This window comes from Streptomyces sp. NPDC002467 (genome assembly GCF_042889825.1).
Lineage (GTDB): Bacteria > Actinomycetota > Actinomycetes > Streptomycetales > Streptomycetaceae > Streptomyces.
The window spans coordinates 43,336-60,457 of sequence record NZ_JBIARJ010000030.1 but is presented as its reverse complement, the minus strand read 5'-3'; the positions used below and the strand labels follow the sequence as shown (position 1 = coordinate 60,457).

Here is a 17,122-nt window from a genome sequence, read left to right as displayed (position 1 = left end):
GGGGACTGCGCGGCGTCGGCCGGTTGCCGTAGCGTTGCCTCTTCGGCTTCTCCGCGAACCGCCGCAGAACCCGCCCCGTATCCCGCCCCAGACCCCACCCGCCACCCAGGACGACCAGGACCGGCACCTCACGTGATCACCCCTTCCTCCGACGCCGACCGCCGCACCGAACGGCGGCGTACGCGGACCCCCGACGCGTACCGCCTCGTGCGCACCGGGCCGGAACGGGTGGATCCCCCTGTGCTGGACGCAGCCCAGCGGTCGGTGGTTGAGCACACCGGCGGACCACTGCTGGTCCTGGCCGGACCCGGCACCGGCAAGACGACCACGCTGGTCGAAGCGGTGACCGCCCGCGTGGAGGCCGGCACGGACCCGACCCGCGTCCTCATCCTGACCTTCAGCCGCAAGGCCGCCGTGGAACTGCGCGACCGCACCGCCCTGCGCCTCGGCGGGGCGCGGGCGCCGCAGGCCACCACGTTCCACTCCTTCTGCTACGGCCTGGTCCGCGCCCACCAGGACGTCGACCTGTTCGCGGACCCGCTGCGGCTGCTGTCCGGCGCGGAGCAGGACGTCATGGTCCGCACCCTCCTGGAGGGCCAGCGCCGCTCCCGCTCCATCCGCTGGCCCGACGACCTGCGGGCCGCCCTCACCACGCGCGGCTTCGCCGACGAGGTCCGCGCCGTGCTGGCCCGCGCCCGCGAGCTGGGCCTGGGCCCCTCCGCCCTCTCCTCCTTCGCCGACCGCATCGGCCGCCCGGACTGGAAGGCGGCCGCGGCCTTCCTCTCCGAGTACCTGGACGTCCTGGACCTCCAGGGCATGCTGGACTACGCCGAACTCCTGCACCGGGCCGTCCTCCTCGCGGAGCGCACCCCGTCCCTGGCCTCCTCCTACGACGCGATCTTCGTGGACGAGTACCAGGACACGGACGCCTCCCAGCTGCGGCTGCTGCGCGCGCTGACCGGCCCCGGCGGGACGCTGACCGCCTTCGGCGACCCCGACCAGTCGATCTACGCCTTCCGCGGCGCCGACATCAACAACACCCTGGACTTCGAGTCCGCCTTCCCGGGCGCGGCGGTACGGGCCCTCACGGTCGGCCGCCGCTCCCGCGCGAACCTCCTCGCGGCGACCCGCCTCCTGACCACCCGCATGCCGCTGCCCCGCCTGCCGGCGGAGGCCGTCCGAGCCCACCGCGGGCTCGCCCCCACCCGGGAGGGCGGCTCGGTGGAGGTGTACACGTACCCCACGGCCGGCGCGGAGCTCGACAACATCGCCGACATCCTGCGCCGCGCCCACCTGGAGGACGGCGTGCCGTGGCAGGACATGGCCGTCCTGGTCCGCTCGGGCGGGCGCACCCTCCCGGCGATGCGGCGCGCCCTGATCACGGCGGGCGTCCCGGCCGAAACCGACGCCACGGCCACCCCCCTCCGCCACGAACCGGCGGTGTCCCCCCTCCTCACCGCCCTCCGCACCGCAGCCACCACGCCGCCCACGGCGAGCCCCACCGACGCCGCCCCCGCTGCCCCGGTTCCCCTGGCCGGCCTGGCTGCGCCAACCGATCCCGCCGCACCGGCTGACCCGGCCGCCCTGGCCGATCCTGCGGCCCTGGCCGACCTGGCTGCGTCGGCCGATCCGGACGTACCGGCCGACCAGGCCGTGCCGGGAACGGCCATGGCCACGGCCATGGCCGACCTCGCCGCACCGCCGTCCACGGCCACGGCCACGGGCAGCGCCGTGCCGGGCGCCGCAGGCGCGCCGGCCGCAGGCTCGGCCGCCCCCGCCGCCCCGGCGCCCGAGGCGGGCGAGCCTGCTCGCAACCTTGGGGCGGGCGGGCGGGAAACCCTCCCCGACCCGGCCGAGCCGGACTCCGCCGCGGGCGCGGCCCCGGCCGAGGGGGGCGAGCCCGCCCGCAACGTCGGGGTGGGTGGGCGGGAAGACTCCCCGGGCCCCCGCGCCGCCGACGGGCCGGACCCCGAAGACGCCGAGCCCGCCGCAGGCGACACGGCCGGATGGATCGGCGTCGAGGCCGCCCTCGAACTGCTCGGCTCCCCCCTCGGGGGGATGGACGCCGCGGACCTGCGCCGCCTCGGCCGCGCCCTGCGCGACGAGGAGCGCGCCGCAGGCGTCAAGGTGCCGCCGCCCTCCGACGTACTGCTGGCCCGCGCCCTCGCCGAGCCCGAACGACTCACCGCCCACGACCCCGCCTACGCCCGCGGCGCCCAACGCCTCGGCCTCCTCCTCCGCAAGGCCCGCGAGCTCCTCCAGGGCGGCGGCACCGCCGAGGAGGCCCTCTGGACCCTTTGGGACGGCACCCCCTGGCCGCAGCGCCTGGAGCGCCAAGCCCGCCGCGGCGGCACCGCCGGCCGCAACGCCGACCGCGACCTCGACGCGGTCTGCGCCCTCTTCGACACCGCCGCGCGCGCGGAGGAACGTACCGGCGGCCGGGGCGCCCTCAACTTCCTGGAACAGCTCGAGGCCGAGGACATCGCCGCCGACACCCTCACCGGCACCGCGGTCCGCCCCGACGCCGTACGGCTGATGACGGCCCACCGTTCCAAGGGCCTCGAATGGGGTCTCGTCGTCGTCGCGGGCGTGCAGGACGGGCTCTGGCCCGACCTGCGCCGCCGCGGCTCCCTCCTGGAGGCCGACCGCATCGGGCGCGACGGCCTCGCCGAGCCCCTCACCCCCGGCGCGCTCCTCGCCGAGGAGCGCCGCCTCTTCTACGTGGCGGCCACCCGCGCCCGCGACCGCCTCGTCGTCACCGCGGTCAAGGCCCCCGCCGAGGACGGCGACCAGCCCTCCCGTTTCCTGGGCGAACTCGGAGTCACCCCCAAGGACGTCACCGGCCGCCCCCGCCGCCCCCTCGCCGTCCCCGCGCTCGTCGCCGAGCTCCGCGCCACCACCGTCGACCCCGAGGCCTCGCCCGAACTCCGCGAGGCGGCCGCCCGCCGCCTCGCCCGCCTCGCCGCGCTCACGGACGACGAGGACCGCCCCCTCGTACCCGCCGCGCACCCGCAGCGCTGGTGGGGCCTGTACGAGCCCACCGCCTCCACCGTTCCCCTCCGCGACCGGGACCGGCCCGTCGCCCTGTCCGGCAGCGCCCTGGACCAGCTCGCGAACACCTGCTCCCTCCAGTGGTTCCTCGGCCGCGAGGTCAAGGCCGACGCCCCCTCCACCGCCGCCCAGGGCTTCGGCAACGTCGTCCACGTCCTCGCCGACGAGGTCGCCTCCGGCCGCACCCCCGCCGACCTGGCCGTCCTCATGGAACGCCTCGACTCGGTGTGGGACGCCCTCGCCTTCGACGCGCCCTGGAAGTCCCGCCAGGAGAAGGAGAACGCCCGCGCCGCCCTCGAACGCTTCCTGCGCTGGCACACCACCGACCGCGGGGGCCGGGCGGCCGTCGCCACGGAGCACGAGTTCGACGTCACCCTCGACGCGGGCGAGTACGCCGTCCGCATCCGAGGGTCCATGGACCGGGTCGAGGCGGACCCTCAGGGGCGCGCGTACGTCGTGGACTTCAAGACCGGCAAGTCCTCGCCCACCAAGGCCGAGGTGGCGCGCCACCCGCAGCTCGCCGTCTACCAGCTCGCGGTCCGCGAGGGTGCCGTCGACGAGGTCTTCGACGGGCTGCGCCCGGTGCCCGGCGGCGCCGAACTCGTCCAGCTCCGCCAGGGCTCCGACGACCCGAAGATCCAGGCTCAGCAGCCGCTCGACGGCGAGTGGGTCGGCGACCTCCTCGCCACTGCCGCGGGCCGGGTCCTGGAGGAGCGCTTCGCACCCGCTGTCGGCCGACAGTGCGACCACTGCTCCTTCCGCGCCTCGTGCAGCGCCCGCCCCGAGGGCCGCCAGACGATCGAGTAACCCTGGCGTCTGTCCGTGCGCCGTCCGTCACCCCGACGGCGCTCCGCGCCCGCGCCTCAATCGCCGGCGGGGCTGGATTTGGCCGCTGCCGCCTTCCAGCCTCGCCGGCGTTTGAGGCGCGGGGTCTGGGGCGGAGCCCCGGGGAACGGTGGAAGGGCGGGTAGGGGACCGGCTCCGCGCAGCGGGACCCCGGCTGGGGGCGGGCCGCAGGGTGGGCCGTCGGGGTCGGGCGCGCGGCGGGGCACCTCCTCGGGCGTCGAACGGGGAGCGGCAGCGGACATGCAGAACGTGGTTGCGTTCGACGCCCTGCGGGGGCGCCCCACCGCACACCCGACCCCGACGGCGCGAGGGCGACAGGGGGCCGACCCCGCTGAGCACCGGCGTTGGACGTTCTACTGGGGCGACCCGCCGCGCATCATAGGGCCATATGGGGCGAATCATCCGCATTGTCGGGAACGAGGCAACCAACCGCGGCCCCCATACGTCTCGCCAGACGGGACGGACAACGGTCCCGTCGTGACGTTTGTCATCCAGTGAGGCCGAATTTCCCCCGTGATAACGGCATATGCCGGAGCTCACGATCCACAACGGCATTCCGCTCGCCCGGCCCGGCAGCTAGGGTCGGCCGGACGACCGCACCATCCTCGGGGGGAGGGAAGGAACCGGAGACGATGCCCGTACCCGTACCGAGGCAGCGGGAGACCCCTGCCGAGGCCGGCGGTCAGGCCGTTCTGCACACGGCCACCATCGCCACGGCCACGGCCACCGCGACGGCCACCGCGCCCCCGCACGCGAGCCCGCTGACCCTCCTCGTCATCGAGGACGACCCGGCCGGCGGCCTCACCGTCCCCGAGATCCTCGATTCCGACGGGCACCGCATCCGTCTCCGCACCGCCCGCAACCTCGTCGAGGCCGAGCGCCTGCTCACCCCCGACGTGCACTGCATCCTGCTCGACCTGTCCCTCCCGGAGACGAGCCCCCGGGCCACCGCGACCACGACCGCCACGGCCACCGCCACCGCCACCGCCGTCGACCAGCTCGCGACCCTGCACCAGGTGCTCCGCCTCGCCCCCCGGCACGCCGTGCTCGTCCTCACCTCCGAGGCCGACGCCGAGCGCGCCGCCGAGGCCGTCCGTGTCGGCGCCCAGGACTTCCTCTTCCGTGACGAGCTGGACGGCCGGCTGCTGAGCCGGGCCATCCGCTACGCGGTGGAGAGAAAGCGGGCGGACATCGCCCAGTACAAGCTTGCGGAATCGAAACTGCGCGCCCAGGAGAACGCCCGCCTGGAGCGAGGCCTGCTCCCCACGCCCCTCCTCGAAGGCTCCGACCTCCGCTTCGCCGCCCGCTACCGCCCCGGCCGCAGCCGGGCCCTCCTCGGCGGGGACTTCTACGACGCCGTCCGCACCCCCGACGGCACCGTCCACGCCATGATCGGCGACGTCTGCGGACACGGCCCGGACGAAGCCGCCCTCGGCGTCGAGCTCCGCATCGCCTGGCGCGCGCTGACCTTGGCCGGCCTCTGCGGCGACGACCTGCTGGCCACCCTCCAGGAGGTCCTGGAGGTGGAGCGCCCGTGCGAGGAGATCTTCGCGACGCTGTGCACGGTCGACATCTCCCCCGACGGCCGTCACGCGGGCCTGTGCCTGGCCGGCCACCCGGCCCCGCTGGTGTCCAGGCCGGGCCGCCCCGCGCGCCTGCTCCCGTACGAGAACAGCGGCCCCGCACTCGGACTGCTGCCGCGCGCCCGCTGGCCGCGCCGCCAGGTCGAGCTCGGCGGCACGTGGAGCCTGATGCTCTACACGGACGGCCTGATCGAGGGCAGGATCGGCGAGGGCAAGGAGCGCCTCGGGCAGGACGGCATGGTCGAGATGATCAACCGCCACCTGGACCGCGGTCTGAGCGGCGAGGGCCTGCTGGAGGCGTCCGTCACCGAGGCCCGCCGCCTCAACGGCGGCGAACTCACCGACGACGTGGCCGTGGTCCTGCTCTCCCGCGCCGAGGGCTGAGGGCCTACCGCCCGCCGTTGTAGGGGCCGTACGGCCCGTCGCTGCTGCTGCCACCACTGCGACGGCCGCCGCCCGAGACCTGCTTGAGGGCCGGGCGGACATCGACGAGGAACACGATGGTCGCGACCAGTCCGGCGATCGTCAGGAACAGCATCGACGCCAGGAAGAAGTCCACCAGGACCGTGACGCCCAGGATGACCAGCCAGAAGGTCTTGGTCTGCTTGTCGGCCGCCCGGTAGGCGTCATCGCGCGCCAGCAGCGCGAACACGAACGCCACGACGGCGAGCGCCAGCATGGCGAACCCGAGAAACGGGAGCACCCCGTTGTCGAACCCGTTCATCAGCATCGCTTCGACCGCCTTCTTCTTCTCCGCCGCACATAACTGCACATACCTGCGCATTCCACGCTACCGGCACAGGTGCCCTCACGAACCACAACGGGCCGGACACCCTCCAGGTGCCCGGCCCGTCGCACTCTCACGCTTCGGCGGTGGCCTTCTTCGCCGCGGTCTTGCGCGCGGAGGCCTTCTTGGGGGCGGCCTCCGCCGCCGGCTCCGCGGTCGGCTCCGCGGCGGGCTCCGCCTCGGGCGCCGGCTCCACGGCCACGGCGATGTCGACGATCTCCTCGGAGACCTCGCCGCGCCAGGCGCGCACGGCCTGCTCACCGTGCTCGGCGACCTTGTCGTAGGTCTCCTTGGCGCGCACGGCGTACTCCGCGGCCACGCCGACCCCGCGCAGCGCCAGGTCCTGGGCGGTCTCCCCGAGCTTCTTGGGGTCGATCGCGCCGAGCACCTCGGCGACCTTGGCGGTGACCGCCTCCTGCGCCTCCTTGGCCGCTTCCTTCGCCTTCTCCTGCACGACCTTCGGGTCGGTGTTCTTCACGGCCTCGATGCGCGACGGGGCCTCGGCGCGCAGCTGCTCGATAAGCCCCGGCACCTTCTTGGCCTGCTGCACCGCGAGGTCCGCGGTGCCGGCGGCGAAGTAGAGCGGGGTGGGGTCGGTGAGGGTCTTCTTCAGGTCATCGGCGATGGCCATGTGGCTGGTCCTCCCGGATCAATTCCAGTTCGTCTTCGGCGGCATCTCGTCGGTCGGCGCCTCGGCCGGCGCCGGCGCGTCGAGCGCGTTCTCCTTGCGGAACGACTCGTAGATCTGGAGCAGCACCTGCTTCTGCCGCTCGTTGATGGACGGGTCGGCGAGGATGACGGCCCGCGTCTCCACCTCGTCCCGGTCCCGTTCATCCAGGATCCCGGCTTGCACGTACAGCGTCTCCGCGGAAATCCGCAGCGCCTTGGCCAGCTGCTGCAGGATCTCCGCGCTCGGCTTGCGCAGCCCGCGCTCGATCTGACTCAGGTACGGATTCGACACCCCCGCCGCGTCGGCCAGCTGCCGCAGCGAAAGCTGGGCCTGTCGACGCTGCTCACGGAGGTACTCGCCGAGGTTTCCGACGTTGAGCGATGCCATGCCCCCACCCTGCCCCACCCTGCTAACTTTTGCAAGCAGCTGCTTGCAACATCTCCCACCCCTGCTCTGAGCCGATCGGGCGGCGCGGAAGTGTCACTCCTCGTCGTTCCGGACCCTCAGCCGTTGAAGCCGAGCGTCAGGGCCACCACCGCGGGGGCCGCGTACATGATCGGGAAGACCGCGTGCGCGTACGCCTTGGCCCGGAAGGTCGTGATCACGGCCCCAGCGAAGTACAGGGCGATCCCGACCGCCGCCGCGATGCCGATCAGCGGAACGAAGATCCCGACCACCAGCCCCAGCGCGCCCGCCGCCTTCGCCACGCCCAGGAACGTCCAGATCGACTCCGGAACCCCGTACTGCGCCAGCGGACCGACCACGAACTCGGCCTTCGCGAACACCGAGTACGCCGAGAAACCGACCATCAGCGCACCGACCAGAGCGAAAACGACAGCGGTGGTGGACATCCGAGCTCCCCTCGGGCGGGCCCCGGAGCGACACCCGCCCGGTCGTGTTTCCCGCCTGCTTCACTCCACTGACCCGCCGGCGGACGGGAGTGTGACAAGCGGGCCGAAGTTTTTTCGGAAACCCGTGCTCAAGCCCCGGCGATGACCACCGTCGCGTAGAACTCCTCCGAGGCGACCACCTTCGTCGTGAGGCCCGCCGCGGTGAAGGCCGCCGCCGTCGACGGCGACTGCCGGGTGCTCGTCTCGATCAGCAGCCGGCCGCCCGGCGCCAGCCAGCGCGGGGCGCCCGCCGCGACCCGGCGATGGATGTCCAGGCCGTCCGCGCCCCCGTCCAGAGAGACCCGCGGTTCGTGGTCCCTCGCCTCCGGCGGCATGAGCCCGATGTCCTCCGTGGGCACATACGGGGCGTTGACCACCAGTACGTCCACCCGGCCGAGCAGGGCGGCGGGGAGCGGCTCGTACAGGTCGCCCTCCCACACCGTGCCGCCGTACGGGGCCACGTTGCGCCGCGCGTACGCCAGCGCCACCGGGTCCACGTCCGCCACGTGCAGCTCCGCCCCGCCCGGGGTCCGCGCCGCCACCGCCGCACCCAGGGCGCCGACCCCGCAGCACAGGTCGAGCACCACCGCGCCGGGCCGGGCGAGCGCCACGGCCTCCTCCACGAGGAACTCGGTGCGCCGGCGCGGCACGAAGGCCCCCTCGCCCACCTCCATGCGCAGCCCGCAGAACTCCGCCCATCCCACGACGTGTTCCAGCGGTTCGCCGCCGACCCGGCGGGCCAGCAGCTCCGCCAGGTGGGCGTCGTCCCGGGCGGCCCCGCCCAGCAACTGCGCCTCTTCCTCCGCGAAGACGCAGCCTGCCGCGCGCAGCGCTTCCACCAGTGACATCGAGTGCGTCAAGTAGATCTGTCCTAAGTCGTCGGTTGTCGATCGTCGGTTGTCGAGCGCCGGTTGTCCGTCGTCGGTCTCAGAAGACGTCCGGGCACCACGGTCGGCGGGCCGTGCGGAACACGGCGTCCGCCAGCTCCACCGCCCCCGGCCGCCGCTCCGTCACCCGGCCGAGCGCGGCCAGTCGTACCGCCGACCCGTCGCCCAGGTAGAGCGAGCCGAGCGCGGCCACGTCCAGGACCAGGTCCGCCGGCTCCTCCGTCCGCTCGCACGCGCCGGTGCCCGCGTCCAGTCGGTACCGGCCGTCCGACAGGCCCGCCGCGTCCGTGACCTCCAGTACGAGGATCCCCGGTACGGCGTACGTCCGCGCACCCAGGGCCCGTACGACGTCCAGCAGCCGCACCCACAGGCAGTCCGCGGCCGTCACGATCCGGGCCGAGCGCGGATCGGGCAGCAGGTCGGCGACCAGGTCGTCGGGGGCCCGGTAGCCGGTGCGGACCTTCGTCACCCAGTCGATGGAGCACAGGAACTGCCACAGCGCCCGCTCCGCCTGCGGGGTGACCGCCAGAAGGTCCTTGACCTGCACGGTGTTCTGCGGGACCTTCGCGTCCGTCCAGTGGTCGTCGGCCCCGTAGGCGGCCAGCCCCGCCACCTCACCGGCCGCCGTGCGGTACACCGCGAAGAACTTCTCCTTGTACGGGAGGTACGACATCTCCTGCAGGCCGGTCGCCAGGTTCCACCAGCGCTCGTTGCGGTTCACGGCGCCGTGGGTGCGCGCCCGCAGCCGTTCGTGCAGCTCCGGGCCGACCCGCCGGACCTCGGCCGCGTCGACCAGGTCGATCCGGCCGCCGTCCGCGGGGGCGGCGAGGCGCGGGTCCAGTCCGCTGCGCGGTACGTCGATCTCCCATTCCGAGACGGAGGCCGCGGGGCCGTACCCGTACCGCCCGTAGATCGGGTACTCGGCGGCGATCAGCGTCGACAGCACGTCGCCGCGCGCCTTGGCGGCGGCGAGCTCGCCGGCCATCATCCGGGACAGCAGCCCCTGGCGGCGGTGCGTGGGCAGCACGGCGACGTTGGAGACGGCGCTGGCGGAGACGGACGCCCCGCCGGGCACGGTCAGTTGCTGCGCGAAGGAGCGGAAGGCGGCGACGCAGCGGCCGGTTTCGGAGTCGAACGCGCCCAGCGTTCGGGTGAAGTCGTTGCCCTTGGCCCGCTGGGCCACATCGGAGTCGGTGACACGGGTGGCGGCCAGGAAACCTGCGTTCAGGGTTCGCAGCCACTCGGGGAGTTCGGATTCGGCGATCGGCCGGACGTCTGCACTCATGGCCGCCACGCTAATCGCCGGTCCGACGCCCGGTCGCCCGGTTTTCCGCCCGGCCGAGCGCCCTCCCGCCCCCTGGCGCCTACGCCAGCAGGTCGTCCACCTGCGCTTCTCCCTCCCGGTAGCGCCGGGTGATCTCCGCACTGCAGTCGTCCACCGTGCGCTGCAGCTGCTGCCGGCGCCGCGAGACCTGCTGCTCGTAGCGCACCAGCTTGCCCATGCCCTCGTACAGTTCGCCGTCCGTGCGGGCGCCGAGGTCCGACAGCTCCACGTCGGCCAGCATCTCCGCCGCCAACAGCCGGTACTCCTCGCCGTGCGGGGTGCCGAGCGTGACGTGCCGGGCGGAGGCGCTGCGGCTGGAGGGGGCGTCGGCGAGGATCTCCGAGAGCCGGTCCACCACGGGCGCCTCGGGGTCGGCACGCCGGGCGAGTTCGGCCCGCAGGATGTCGATGCGGCCCTGGAGCAGCCGCCGTACGTAGCTCAGATCGGCCTCGTCGCGCTGCGCGTCCCGGCGCAGCGCGCGCAGTTCCGGCAGCCCGAGCTCGGTGGTGGGGTCCTCCGGCCCCGGCTGTTCGCCGGTGCGCTGCGCGGGCGGTCGTACCGCGGCAGCTGCGACGGAGGCGGGTGATGCAGGTACGGAGGTACCAGAAGTATTCATACGAACGGGTCCGTCCCCTCGACCGGTGCGGCCACCCGCACCGCCTGCGTGCATCGTGCCACTCTCCGTGGTCCCGACGCAGTCGTACTCCACCCGATCGGCCCCGGACGGGTGCAAGGCTGGTACACAGGTGGTATGCGAGCTGTGGTGCAGAGGGTGGACGGCGCGAGCGTCGTCGTGGGCGGCGAGACCGTGGGCGAGATCGTCGGCGAGGGGTTGTGCGTGCTGGTGGGGGTGACCCACGACGACACGCCGGAAAAGGCGGCGCTGCTGGCGCGCAAGCTGTGGTCGGTGCGGATCCTGGAGGCCGAGAAGTCCTGCAGCGACGTGAACGCCCCGCTGCTGGTGATCTCCCAGTTCACGCTCTACGGCGACGCCCGCAAGGGCCGCCGCCCCACCTGGAACGCGGCGGCGCCCGGCCCGGTGGCCGAGCCGCTGGTGGACGAGGTCGTGGCGCAGCTGCGGGCGCTGGGCGCGACGGTGGAGACGGGCCGGTTCGGCGCGGACATGCGGGTCTCGCTGACCAACCACGGCCCGTTCACCATCGTCATCGACATCTAGGCCGCGATCACGGCGCTACGACGACCTCCTGCGCGGCGGCCGTCCCACCGACCAGCAGCGGCGCGTCCACCGGCACGTTCCGCTTGACCAGCGCGAGCGCGATCGGGCCGAGCTCGTGGTGGCGTACGGCGGTGGTCACGAAGCCCAGTTGCCGGCCCTCCTCCCCGTCGGCGGCGAGCCGGACGGGCGCGCCGTGCGCCGGGAGGACCACCTCGGAGCCGTCCAGGTGCAGGAAGACCAGGCGGCGCGGCGGCTTCCCCAGGTTGTGGACGCGGGCCACCGTCTCCTGGCCGCGGTAGCAGCCCTTCTGGAGGTGGACGGCGGTGCCGATCCAGCCCAGCTCGTGCGGGATGGTCCGGTGGTCGGTCTCCAGGCCGAGCCTCGGCCGGTGCGCCTCGACGCGCAGCGCCTCGTACGCGAGGAGGCCGGCGGCCGGCCCGTGCGCGGCGGCGAAGGCCTCCAGCTCGGCGCGGGGCAGGAAGACGTCACGGCCGTGCGCGGTCTCGCGGACGGTGAACTCCTTGGGCACCTCGGCGATGGACCCGGCCGGCAGGTGCACGACGGCGAACTCGTCGGTGCGGTCGGCGATTTCGACGCGGTAGAAGAACTTCATCGCCTCCAGGTAGGCGAGCAGCTCCCCCTGGGTGCCGGGTTCGACGTGCGCCCACGTGGTCTCGCCGTCGTCGACGAGGTAGAGCGCGTGCTCGATGTGGCCGTTGGCCGAGAGGATCAGTGCCTCGGTGGCCTGGCCCGCGGGCAGTTCGGTGAGGTGCTGGGTGAGCAACAGGTGCAGCCAGCTCAGCCGCTCCGGCCCGCTGACGGTGACGACCCCGCGGTGGGAGAGGTCGACGAAGCCGCGGCCGTCGGCGAGGGCGCGCTGTTCGCCGTACAGCTCGCCGTAGTGGGCGGCGACGCCCTCGTCGCGGCCTTCGGCCTGCACGGCGCCGGGGAGGTGGAGCAAGGGGCTGCTGGTCATGGGACCAAGCGTACGACTCCGCTACGCGTGGCCGTCACGGTGTTTGGCGGAACACTTCTTGCACAGCCCGAAGATCGCGAAGTGCTTCATGTCGGTCTCGAAGCCGAAGGTGGCGCGCAGCTTCGCGGTGAATTCGGCGGCGATGTCCACGTCGGCCTCGATGACGTCCGCGCAGTCGCGGCAGACCAGGTGGATGTGGTGGTGCCGGTCGGCGAGGTGGTAGGTGGGGGCGCCGTGCCCGAGGTGGGCGTGCGAGACGAGGCCCAGTTCCTCCAAGAGCTCCAGCGTGCGGTAGACGGTGGAGATGTTGACCCCGGAGGCGGTCTTGCGCACCTGGGCGAGGATCTCGTCCGGGGTGGCGTGCTCCAGGGCGTCGACGGCTTCCAGCACGAGCTGGCGCTGCGGTGTCAGCCGGTAACCGCGCTGCCGCAGGTCGCTCTTCCAGTCGGTGCCCTCGGGGTTCTCGGTGCTGACCACCCCGCCAGTGTAAGCGCGCGAAGGGGACCGGGGGCGAGCCCCCGGTGCCCTTCACACAGCCTGTGGACCGCTGGGCGGCTCAGCCGCGTCAGCGGAAGAACGCGATGCCGTCGTCCGGCATGTCCGGGAGGTTGCGCGCCATCTCGGCGACCTCCTCGGGCGTGACGACCTTCTTCAGCTGGGCCGACATGTACGGACGCAGCTCGACGTCGGGCGTGGCCTTCTCGCCGACCCACATCAGGTCGCTCTTGACGTAGCCGTAGAGCCGCTTGCCGCCGCTGTACGGGCCGGAGGCCGCGGTGCGCGCGACGGCGTCCGTGACCAGGTCGATCTGCGGCTTCTGGTCGGCGAGATCGCCGTACCAGACCTCGACGACGCCCTGGTCGCGGACCATGACGACCTCGACCTTGCGGTCCTTGTCGATGCGCCAGTAACCGGACTCGGACTCCAGCGGCCGCACCTTGTTGCCTTCGGCGTCGAGGGCCCAGGTGTGGGAGGTGTACTCCAGGAAGTCCCGGCCGTCGTGGCTGAAGACGACTTCCTGGCCGAAGTTGCACTTCTCCTCACCGGGGAAGTCGAAGACTCCCGCGCCTTCCCAGGTGCCGAGGAGGAAGGCCAGGGGGACGAGGCCGGGGTTCAGGTCGGACGGGATCTGGATCATGAATGGCTGCTCAGGCGATCTGTGGGAGGGGTTCCGGGGCGGTCTGCTGGGCCGGCTGTGGAGCCGGGGCTCAGCGCTGACCCTGGTACAGCTTCTTGACCGCCAGGCCGGTGAAGGCCAAGACGCCGACGCAGACCAGGACCAGCAGGGAGGTGAAGACTGCCTCAAGCACGGGGTGCTCCTCGGAATTCGTTTCTGGGGCTGTACGGGGCCGGTCCCCAAGCCTACTGGGCCGGGGACCGGCGCACCGTGTGAGGTGGGCCGTACCGCCGATCAGCCGAGCAGCTGGTGCTGGAGGATCACCGCCTGGTGCAAGGGGAGGGCGGCCACCTGGCCCTTGCGGGTCTGGAGGATCACGGCCTGGATGTCACCGGACTGGACGCATCCGGCCCTGATCTGTTCGTCGCCGAACGGGGCGGACTCCTCGTGGACGGTGACTTCTCCGTTGCTCGCGCCGGACTGGGCACGCTTGGCCTTGGCCCACTCGGTGTCCGCCACGATCCGCTTGACGCCGTTCAGGTTCATGGCCCCGCCGCAGCCCTTGAAGGCGTCGACGAATCCCGACGCGTGGAAACGCAGCAGGTAGATCCGGGTGCGGGTGCCGTCGGGCATCGTCCAGCCGCGGGCCACGATCTGGCGCAGGCCGTCGTCCGTGAATCCCTGCTTCATCTTTTCGCGCGCGGTGGGGTCGTACTCCTCCAGGAACGTGTCCACGGAGACCACCGAGTCCTTCTCCAGCTTCAGCGTGGAGTCCGGCTTCGATCCCCGCGGGGCCGGGAGGAGCAGTTCGGTCAGGCCGGCGTAGTGGATGCCGTCCCGGTTGTCCTCGGCGAAGGGCAGGGCGGCGCCGGGCGGCAGGGTGGGCTTGGCCAGGTCCGGGTAGACCCAGCGGCCGTCGTCCTTGGTGGACAGGCCGGGGACGTCGGTGCGCTCGGGCTGGGCGATCCCGTAGGCGACGCCCGAACCGACGGCTCCGAAGACGGCCACGGCGGCCGTCCAGCGCAGGAGGGCGAACAGCCTGCGGCGGTCCTTGGGCGCGGGGGCCTGCGGGGCTTCGGCGGGGACGGCGTCCTGCGGGCCCGGGGCCGGGGCCGGCTCGACGGTCCCTGCGGCATCCGGGGTCGCGACGGCCTCGGGGGTCGCGACGGCCTCGGGGACGGCTCCGGTGGTGTTCTGCTCGGTCACGCGGACTCCCCGGGGGACTTCAGGTGGCTCAGCTGGTTCTTGAGGAAGGAGGTGGCGTCGGTCGTCGAGAAGCCCTGCTTGGGTCCGTAGGCACGGAAGTTGACCATCACGTCACCCTCGACCGCGACGCAGTAGAGGGAGTCGATCTTCTCCTCCTTCTTCTCGCCCACCGACAGCACCGAGCACTTGGCATCCGGGAAGCCGTCCACCTTCGGGGCGTCGCGGTCGCCGCCGATGAGGTCGACCAGCTTCTTGGAGACCTCGGAGAAGGGCCCCAGGGCCTTCGGGTCGGCCTGCATGATGCGGACCTCTGCGATCATCTCGCCGTCGCCCTTGACGTAGCTGCGTCCTGCCAGTCCCTTGAGCTTGAGGTCGGCCAGCATGTCGTCGCGCTTCTTGCGCTCCGAGCTGGACAGGCCCTTGCGGGCCTCCTTGAAGCCCTCGACGGCGTTCTCGCCTGAAACGAAGAAGTTGTTGCCGTCACCGCCGAGGTCGGGACCCGGCGTGTAGCCGAACGGGAGCGGGAGCAGTTTGCCGGAGAGGGCGTTCCCGGGGACGGTTGCCGGCTTTTCGGCCTTCGGCGACTTCCCGCCGATGGGCTTCCAGTAGGCCGTCGGCGCGGTCCGGTCGGCAGCCGCGATCGCCGTGGCCCCCCAGACACCGCCGCCCACCAGGACGGCGACGGCCGCGCCGGCGGCGATCACGACGGCCTTCTTGCGATTGACCGTGCGCGCCGGCTTCACGGGCGCGGGCTCGACCGCGGCCTCGGGGGTCTCGGACACCTCGGGCGCCTCGGGCGCGTCCGGAGCCGGGGCGTTGTCGTTCTGCGGCTCGGTCACAGTCGCTCCAGCTGTCGCTTGGCCAGGTCGATGACGTCGCCTTCGTCGATCTTGCCTCGGTTGTCGGCGTAGAAGATGTCCACGACCACGTCGCCCCGGCGCGCGATGGCCCGGGCTTCGCGGACCGGGTAGTACCCCGGCTTCTCGCTCGTCTCGGAGTTGACCCACACGTGCCCGAGGTCCGCGGGGATCCCGGGGATGGCGACACCGTCGTTGCCCGCGTAGTCCTTCTTCGGCATGTAGCCGGACTGTTCCCTCTGATAGGCGTCGGCGCCGGAGAAGTCGTCGAACTGGATCAGCCGGACCTCGACGAAGACCCGGTCGTTCTGCCACACGTTCGTCGCGAGCCGCCGGAAGCCGTCGTTCGCGAACCCGCGGAGGGCTCCGTCCGGCCGCTCGAAGGTCGTCGAGAAGGAGTCGAGGGTGTCGTAGCCGCTGGCCACCATCGTGGTCCCGCTCGGCGCCTCGACCAGCAGTTTGCGGAGGTCGTCGTCCGTCTTGTGCCAGCGGTTGGCGTTGATCGTCTTGTTCGTCGTCGCGTCGTCCGGGGCCAGCGCCTTCGGCGTCACCAGCTCCTGCTGGGCCAGCGGCGGCAGCGGGGTCGGTTCGCGGTCGTACTGGATCGCGTAGCCGGTGACCACGCCCGCGAGGACGCCGAGGGCGGCGGCGCCGGCGATCAGGAGCGTCGTACGGCGGCGCCCGCGGCGCGGGACGACGGCGTCGGCTTCGGCAGCGGCAACGGCAACGGCAACGGCAACGGCAACGCCGTCGGCGGCGGGTTCGGCGGCCGCGGGGGTGGAGAGCTGGTCCCGAGTGTCCGAATCCGGGCTGGTCTCCGCCTCTTTTCGCTGCTCGGGGATGGTCTGTTCGTGTTCCAAAGGAGGTCCCCCACAGGACATGAGGCACAGGTTGATTACCCGTGCGCATCCATGACCTGATCAAGGGGGGAGCGGTTGTATGAATGCTTATTACATTCTTATCTCGCCCGTATGGGATCCGGCTCGACCGGCTCAGTCCTCGTGGCGCCGCTTCCCGTCCAGCTCGTCCCACCACTCGTCGGACTTCGGGTCACCCGAGGGGTCGTCCCACCAGCGGTCGTCCGGGCCGCGCCGGTTCGCGATCACCGCCGCGACCGGCGGAATGACCATGGCGACCACGCACATGGCCACCGCCGCCGGCACCGAGAGCAGGCGCACGAAGGACCAGGCGGAGACGAAGAGGAACAGACATCCGCCCATGAGCAGGAAGTAGGTGCGCCTACGCCTGGCGTACATAGCTCCAGGGTAGAACCGTGCCCGCCGTGCACAAGGGCGACGGCGGGCTCGGACGGCACGAAGGGCCGCACCCGTGGCGTCCAACCCCTGGGTGCGGCCCTTCGGCCGGTCAATCAGTGCCGCGGTGCGCGGGCACGGTTCGTCAGACCGCGATCGCCACGTCCGTCACGCCGCCGGCCTCGGCGACCACGACGGCGCGGTCGGCCTTGGCACCCGGGACGAGCGCGCGCAGCGTCCACGAGCCGGGGGCCGCGTAGAAACGGAACTGGCCGGTGGCCGAGGTCGGGACCTCGGCGGTGAACTCGCCGGTCGAGTCCAGCAGGCGGACGTAGCCGGACACCGGCTCGCCGCCCTGGGTGATCTGACCCTGGATCGCGGTCTCACCGGGCTTCAGCGTGTCGAGGGAGGGCCCGCCGATCTGTGCTCCACACATGTTCTCTGTCCTGTCCTAGAGAGGTCGTACGTCTTGCCGGGAGGGCGTCGCGTGCCCCTCCG

General features: G+C 72.6%; 18 protein-coding genes. 3 read left to right on the top strand and 15 right to left on the bottom strand.

Annotated elements, in window-relative coordinates; all coding sequences use genetic code 11:
• The first annotated feature begins 132 nt into the window (after positions 1–132).
• Together ACFYYJ_RS38600 and ACFYYJ_RS38595 are read left to right on the top strand one after the other, a co-directional pair.
• Positions 133–3,858 (top strand): ATP-dependent helicase, encoded by a 3,726-nt coding sequence (locus ACFYYJ_RS38600; RefSeq protein WP_389139250.1) that lies wholly within the window; start codon positions 133–135, stop codon positions 3,856–3,858.
• A gap of 671 nt (positions 3,859–4,529) precedes the next feature.
• Positions 4,530–5,864, top strand: a complete 1,335-nt coding sequence (locus tag ACFYYJ_RS38595) for a PP2C family protein-serine/threonine phosphatase (RefSeq protein ID WP_389139248.1) — start codon at positions 4,530–4,532, stop codon at positions 5,862–5,864.
• Positions 5,865–5,868: 4 nt separating this feature from the next.
• On the opposite strand, the gene ACFYYJ_RS38590 is transcribed toward ACFYYJ_RS38595, so the two are convergent.
• The 7 genes from ACFYYJ_RS38590 to ACFYYJ_RS38560 all read right to left on the bottom strand — a co-directional run bounded on the left by ACFYYJ_RS38590 (position 5,869) and on the right by ACFYYJ_RS38560 (position 10,654).
• Complete coding sequence (locus tag ACFYYJ_RS38590) at positions 5,869–6,210, bottom strand: DUF2516 family protein (RefSeq protein WP_384745493.1); 342 nt, start codon at positions 6,208–6,210, stop codon at positions 5,869–5,871.
• A gap of 130 nt (positions 6,211–6,340) precedes the next feature.
• A complete protein-coding gene (locus ACFYYJ_RS38585; protein ID WP_385365012.1) occupies positions 6,341–6,898 on the bottom strand; it encodes a hypothetical protein in 558 nt (185 codons plus the stop codon).
• A gap of 18 nt (positions 6,899–6,916) precedes the next feature.
• Positions 6,917–7,324, bottom strand: a complete 408-nt coding sequence (locus ACFYYJ_RS38580; protein ID WP_385128415.1) for a helix-turn-helix domain-containing protein — start codon at positions 7,322–7,324, stop codon at positions 6,917–6,919.
• A 116-nt stretch (positions 7,325–7,440) separates the two neighbouring features.
• Positions 7,441–7,788, bottom strand: a complete 348-nt coding sequence (locus ACFYYJ_RS38575) for a DoxX family protein (RefSeq protein ID WP_389139245.1) — start codon at positions 7,786–7,788, stop codon at positions 7,441–7,443.
• 128 nt (positions 7,789–7,916) lie between these two features.
• Entirely contained in the window at positions 7,917–8,675 is a 759-nt protein-coding gene (locus ACFYYJ_RS38570) for a putative protein N(5)-glutamine methyltransferase (RefSeq protein ID WP_389139270.1), read from the bottom strand.
• A gap of 79 nt (positions 8,676–8,754) precedes the next feature.
• Positions 8,755–9,999, bottom strand: coding sequence for a GNAT family N-acetyltransferase (locus ACFYYJ_RS38565; protein WP_389139243.1), 1,245 nt, complete (start codon positions 9,997–9,999; stop codon positions 8,755–8,757).
• 79 nt (positions 10,000–10,078) lie between these two features.
• Complete coding sequence (locus ACFYYJ_RS38560; protein ID WP_384588994.1) at positions 10,079–10,654, bottom strand: AmfC protein; 576 nt, start codon at positions 10,652–10,654, stop codon at positions 10,079–10,081.
• Between the two features lie 135 nt (positions 10,655–10,789).
• On the opposite strand from ACFYYJ_RS38560, the gene dtd reads away from it, so the two are divergent.
• Positions 10,790–11,215, top strand: a complete 426-nt coding sequence (gene dtd / locus ACFYYJ_RS38555; RefSeq protein WP_376659489.1) for a D-aminoacyl-tRNA deacylase — start codon at positions 10,790–10,792, stop codon at positions 11,213–11,215.
• Positions 11,216–11,222: 7 nt separating this feature from the next.
• Here the strand turns inward: dtd and ACFYYJ_RS38550 are convergent, their stop codons facing one another.
• From ACFYYJ_RS38550 to ACFYYJ_RS38515, 8 genes are all read right to left on the bottom strand, one after another.
• The gene (locus ACFYYJ_RS38550) at positions 11,223–12,191 is read right to left on the bottom strand and encodes a YgfZ/GcvT domain-containing protein (protein WP_376659490.1); all 969 of its coding nucleotides are present in this window, start codon (positions 12,189–12,191) and stop codon (positions 11,223–11,225) included.
• 21 nt (positions 12,192–12,212) lie between these two features.
• Positions 12,213–12,668 carry a Fur family transcriptional regulator gene (locus ACFYYJ_RS38545; protein ID WP_384589000.1) on the bottom strand — a complete coding sequence of 152 codons (456 nt, stop codon included), beginning with the start codon at positions 12,666–12,668 and terminating at the stop codon, positions 12,213–12,215.
• Between the two features lie 88 nt (positions 12,669–12,756).
• Positions 12,757–13,329 (bottom strand): FABP family protein, encoded by a 573-nt coding sequence (locus ACFYYJ_RS38540; RefSeq protein WP_385128411.1) that lies wholly within the window; start codon positions 13,327–13,329, stop codon positions 12,757–12,759.
• Positions 13,330–13,602: 273 nt separating this feature from the next.
• Positions 13,603–14,514, bottom strand: coding sequence for a hypothetical protein (locus tag ACFYYJ_RS38535; RefSeq protein WP_389139239.1), 912 nt, complete (start codon positions 14,512–14,514; stop codon positions 13,603–13,605).
• A complete protein-coding gene (locus ACFYYJ_RS38530) occupies positions 14,511–15,353 on the bottom strand; it encodes a hypothetical protein (RefSeq protein WP_389139237.1) in 843 nt (280 codons plus the stop codon). Before ACFYYJ_RS38530 ends, ACFYYJ_RS38535 begins: the two co-directional genes overlap by 4 nt.
• The gene (locus tag ACFYYJ_RS38525; RefSeq protein WP_389139235.1) at positions 15,350–16,231 is read right to left on the bottom strand and encodes a hypothetical protein; all 882 of its coding nucleotides are present in this window, start codon (positions 16,229–16,231) and stop codon (positions 15,350–15,352) included. Before ACFYYJ_RS38525 ends, ACFYYJ_RS38530 begins: the two co-directional genes overlap by 4 nt.
• A gap of 132 nt (positions 16,232–16,363) precedes the next feature.
• Entirely contained in the window at positions 16,364–16,711 is a 348-nt protein-coding gene (locus ACFYYJ_RS38520; protein ID WP_385128407.1) for a DUF3099 domain-containing protein, read from the bottom strand.
• A 58-nt stretch (positions 16,712–16,769) separates the two neighbouring features.
• Positions 16,770–17,060 (bottom strand): DUF1416 domain-containing protein, encoded by a 291-nt coding sequence (locus ACFYYJ_RS38515; protein ID WP_384745469.1) that lies wholly within the window; start codon positions 17,058–17,060, stop codon positions 16,770–16,772.
• Positions 17,061–17,122 lie beyond the last annotated feature (62 nt).

Excerpts from the sequence above, each read along its gene's own strand:
- ACFYYJ_RS38595 (WP_389139248.1), top strand. The coding sequence starts at position 4,530 with ATGCCCGTACCCGTACCGAGGCAGCGGGAGACCCCTGCCGAGGCCGGC.
- ACFYYJ_RS38590 (WP_384745493.1), bottom strand. The coding sequence starts at position 6,210 with ATGCTGATGAACGGGTTCGACAACGGGGTGCTCCCGTTTCTCGGGTTC.
- ACFYYJ_RS38585 (WP_385365012.1), bottom strand. The coding sequence starts at position 6,898 with ATGGCCATCGCCGATGACCTGAAGAAGACCCTCACCGACCCCACCCCG.
- ACFYYJ_RS38580 (WP_385128415.1), bottom strand. The coding sequence starts at position 7,324 with ATGGCATCGCTCAACGTCGGAAACCTCGGCGAGTACCTCCGTGAGCAG.
- ACFYYJ_RS38575 (WP_389139245.1), bottom strand. The coding sequence starts at position 7,788 with ATGTCCACCACCGCTGTCGTTTTCGCTCTGGTCGGTGCGCTGATGGTC.
- ACFYYJ_RS38570 (WP_389139270.1), bottom strand. The coding sequence starts at position 8,675 with ATGTCACTGGTGGAAGCGCTGCGCGCGGCAGGCTGCGTCTTCGCGGAG.
- ACFYYJ_RS38565 (WP_389139243.1), bottom strand. The coding sequence starts at position 9,999 with ATGAGTGCAGACGTCCGGCCGATCGCCGAATCCGAACTCCCCGAGTGG.
- ACFYYJ_RS38560 (WP_384588994.1), bottom strand. The coding sequence starts at position 10,654 with ATGAATACTTCTGGTACCTCCGTACCTGCATCACCCGCCTCCGTCGCA.
- dtd (WP_376659489.1), top strand. The coding sequence starts at position 10,790 with ATGCGAGCTGTGGTGCAGAGGGTGGACGGCGCGAGCGTCGTCGTGGGC.
- ACFYYJ_RS38550 (WP_376659490.1), bottom strand. The coding sequence starts at position 12,191 with ATGACCAGCAGCCCCTTGCTCCACCTCCCCGGCGCCGTGCAGGCCGAA.
- ACFYYJ_RS38540 (WP_385128411.1), bottom strand. The coding sequence starts at position 13,329 with ATGATCCAGATCCCGTCCGACCTGAACCCCGGCCTCGTCCCCCTGGCC.
- ACFYYJ_RS38515 (WP_384745469.1), bottom strand. The coding sequence starts at position 17,060 with ATGTGTGGAGCACAGATCGGCGGGCCCTCCCTCGACACGCTGAAGCCC.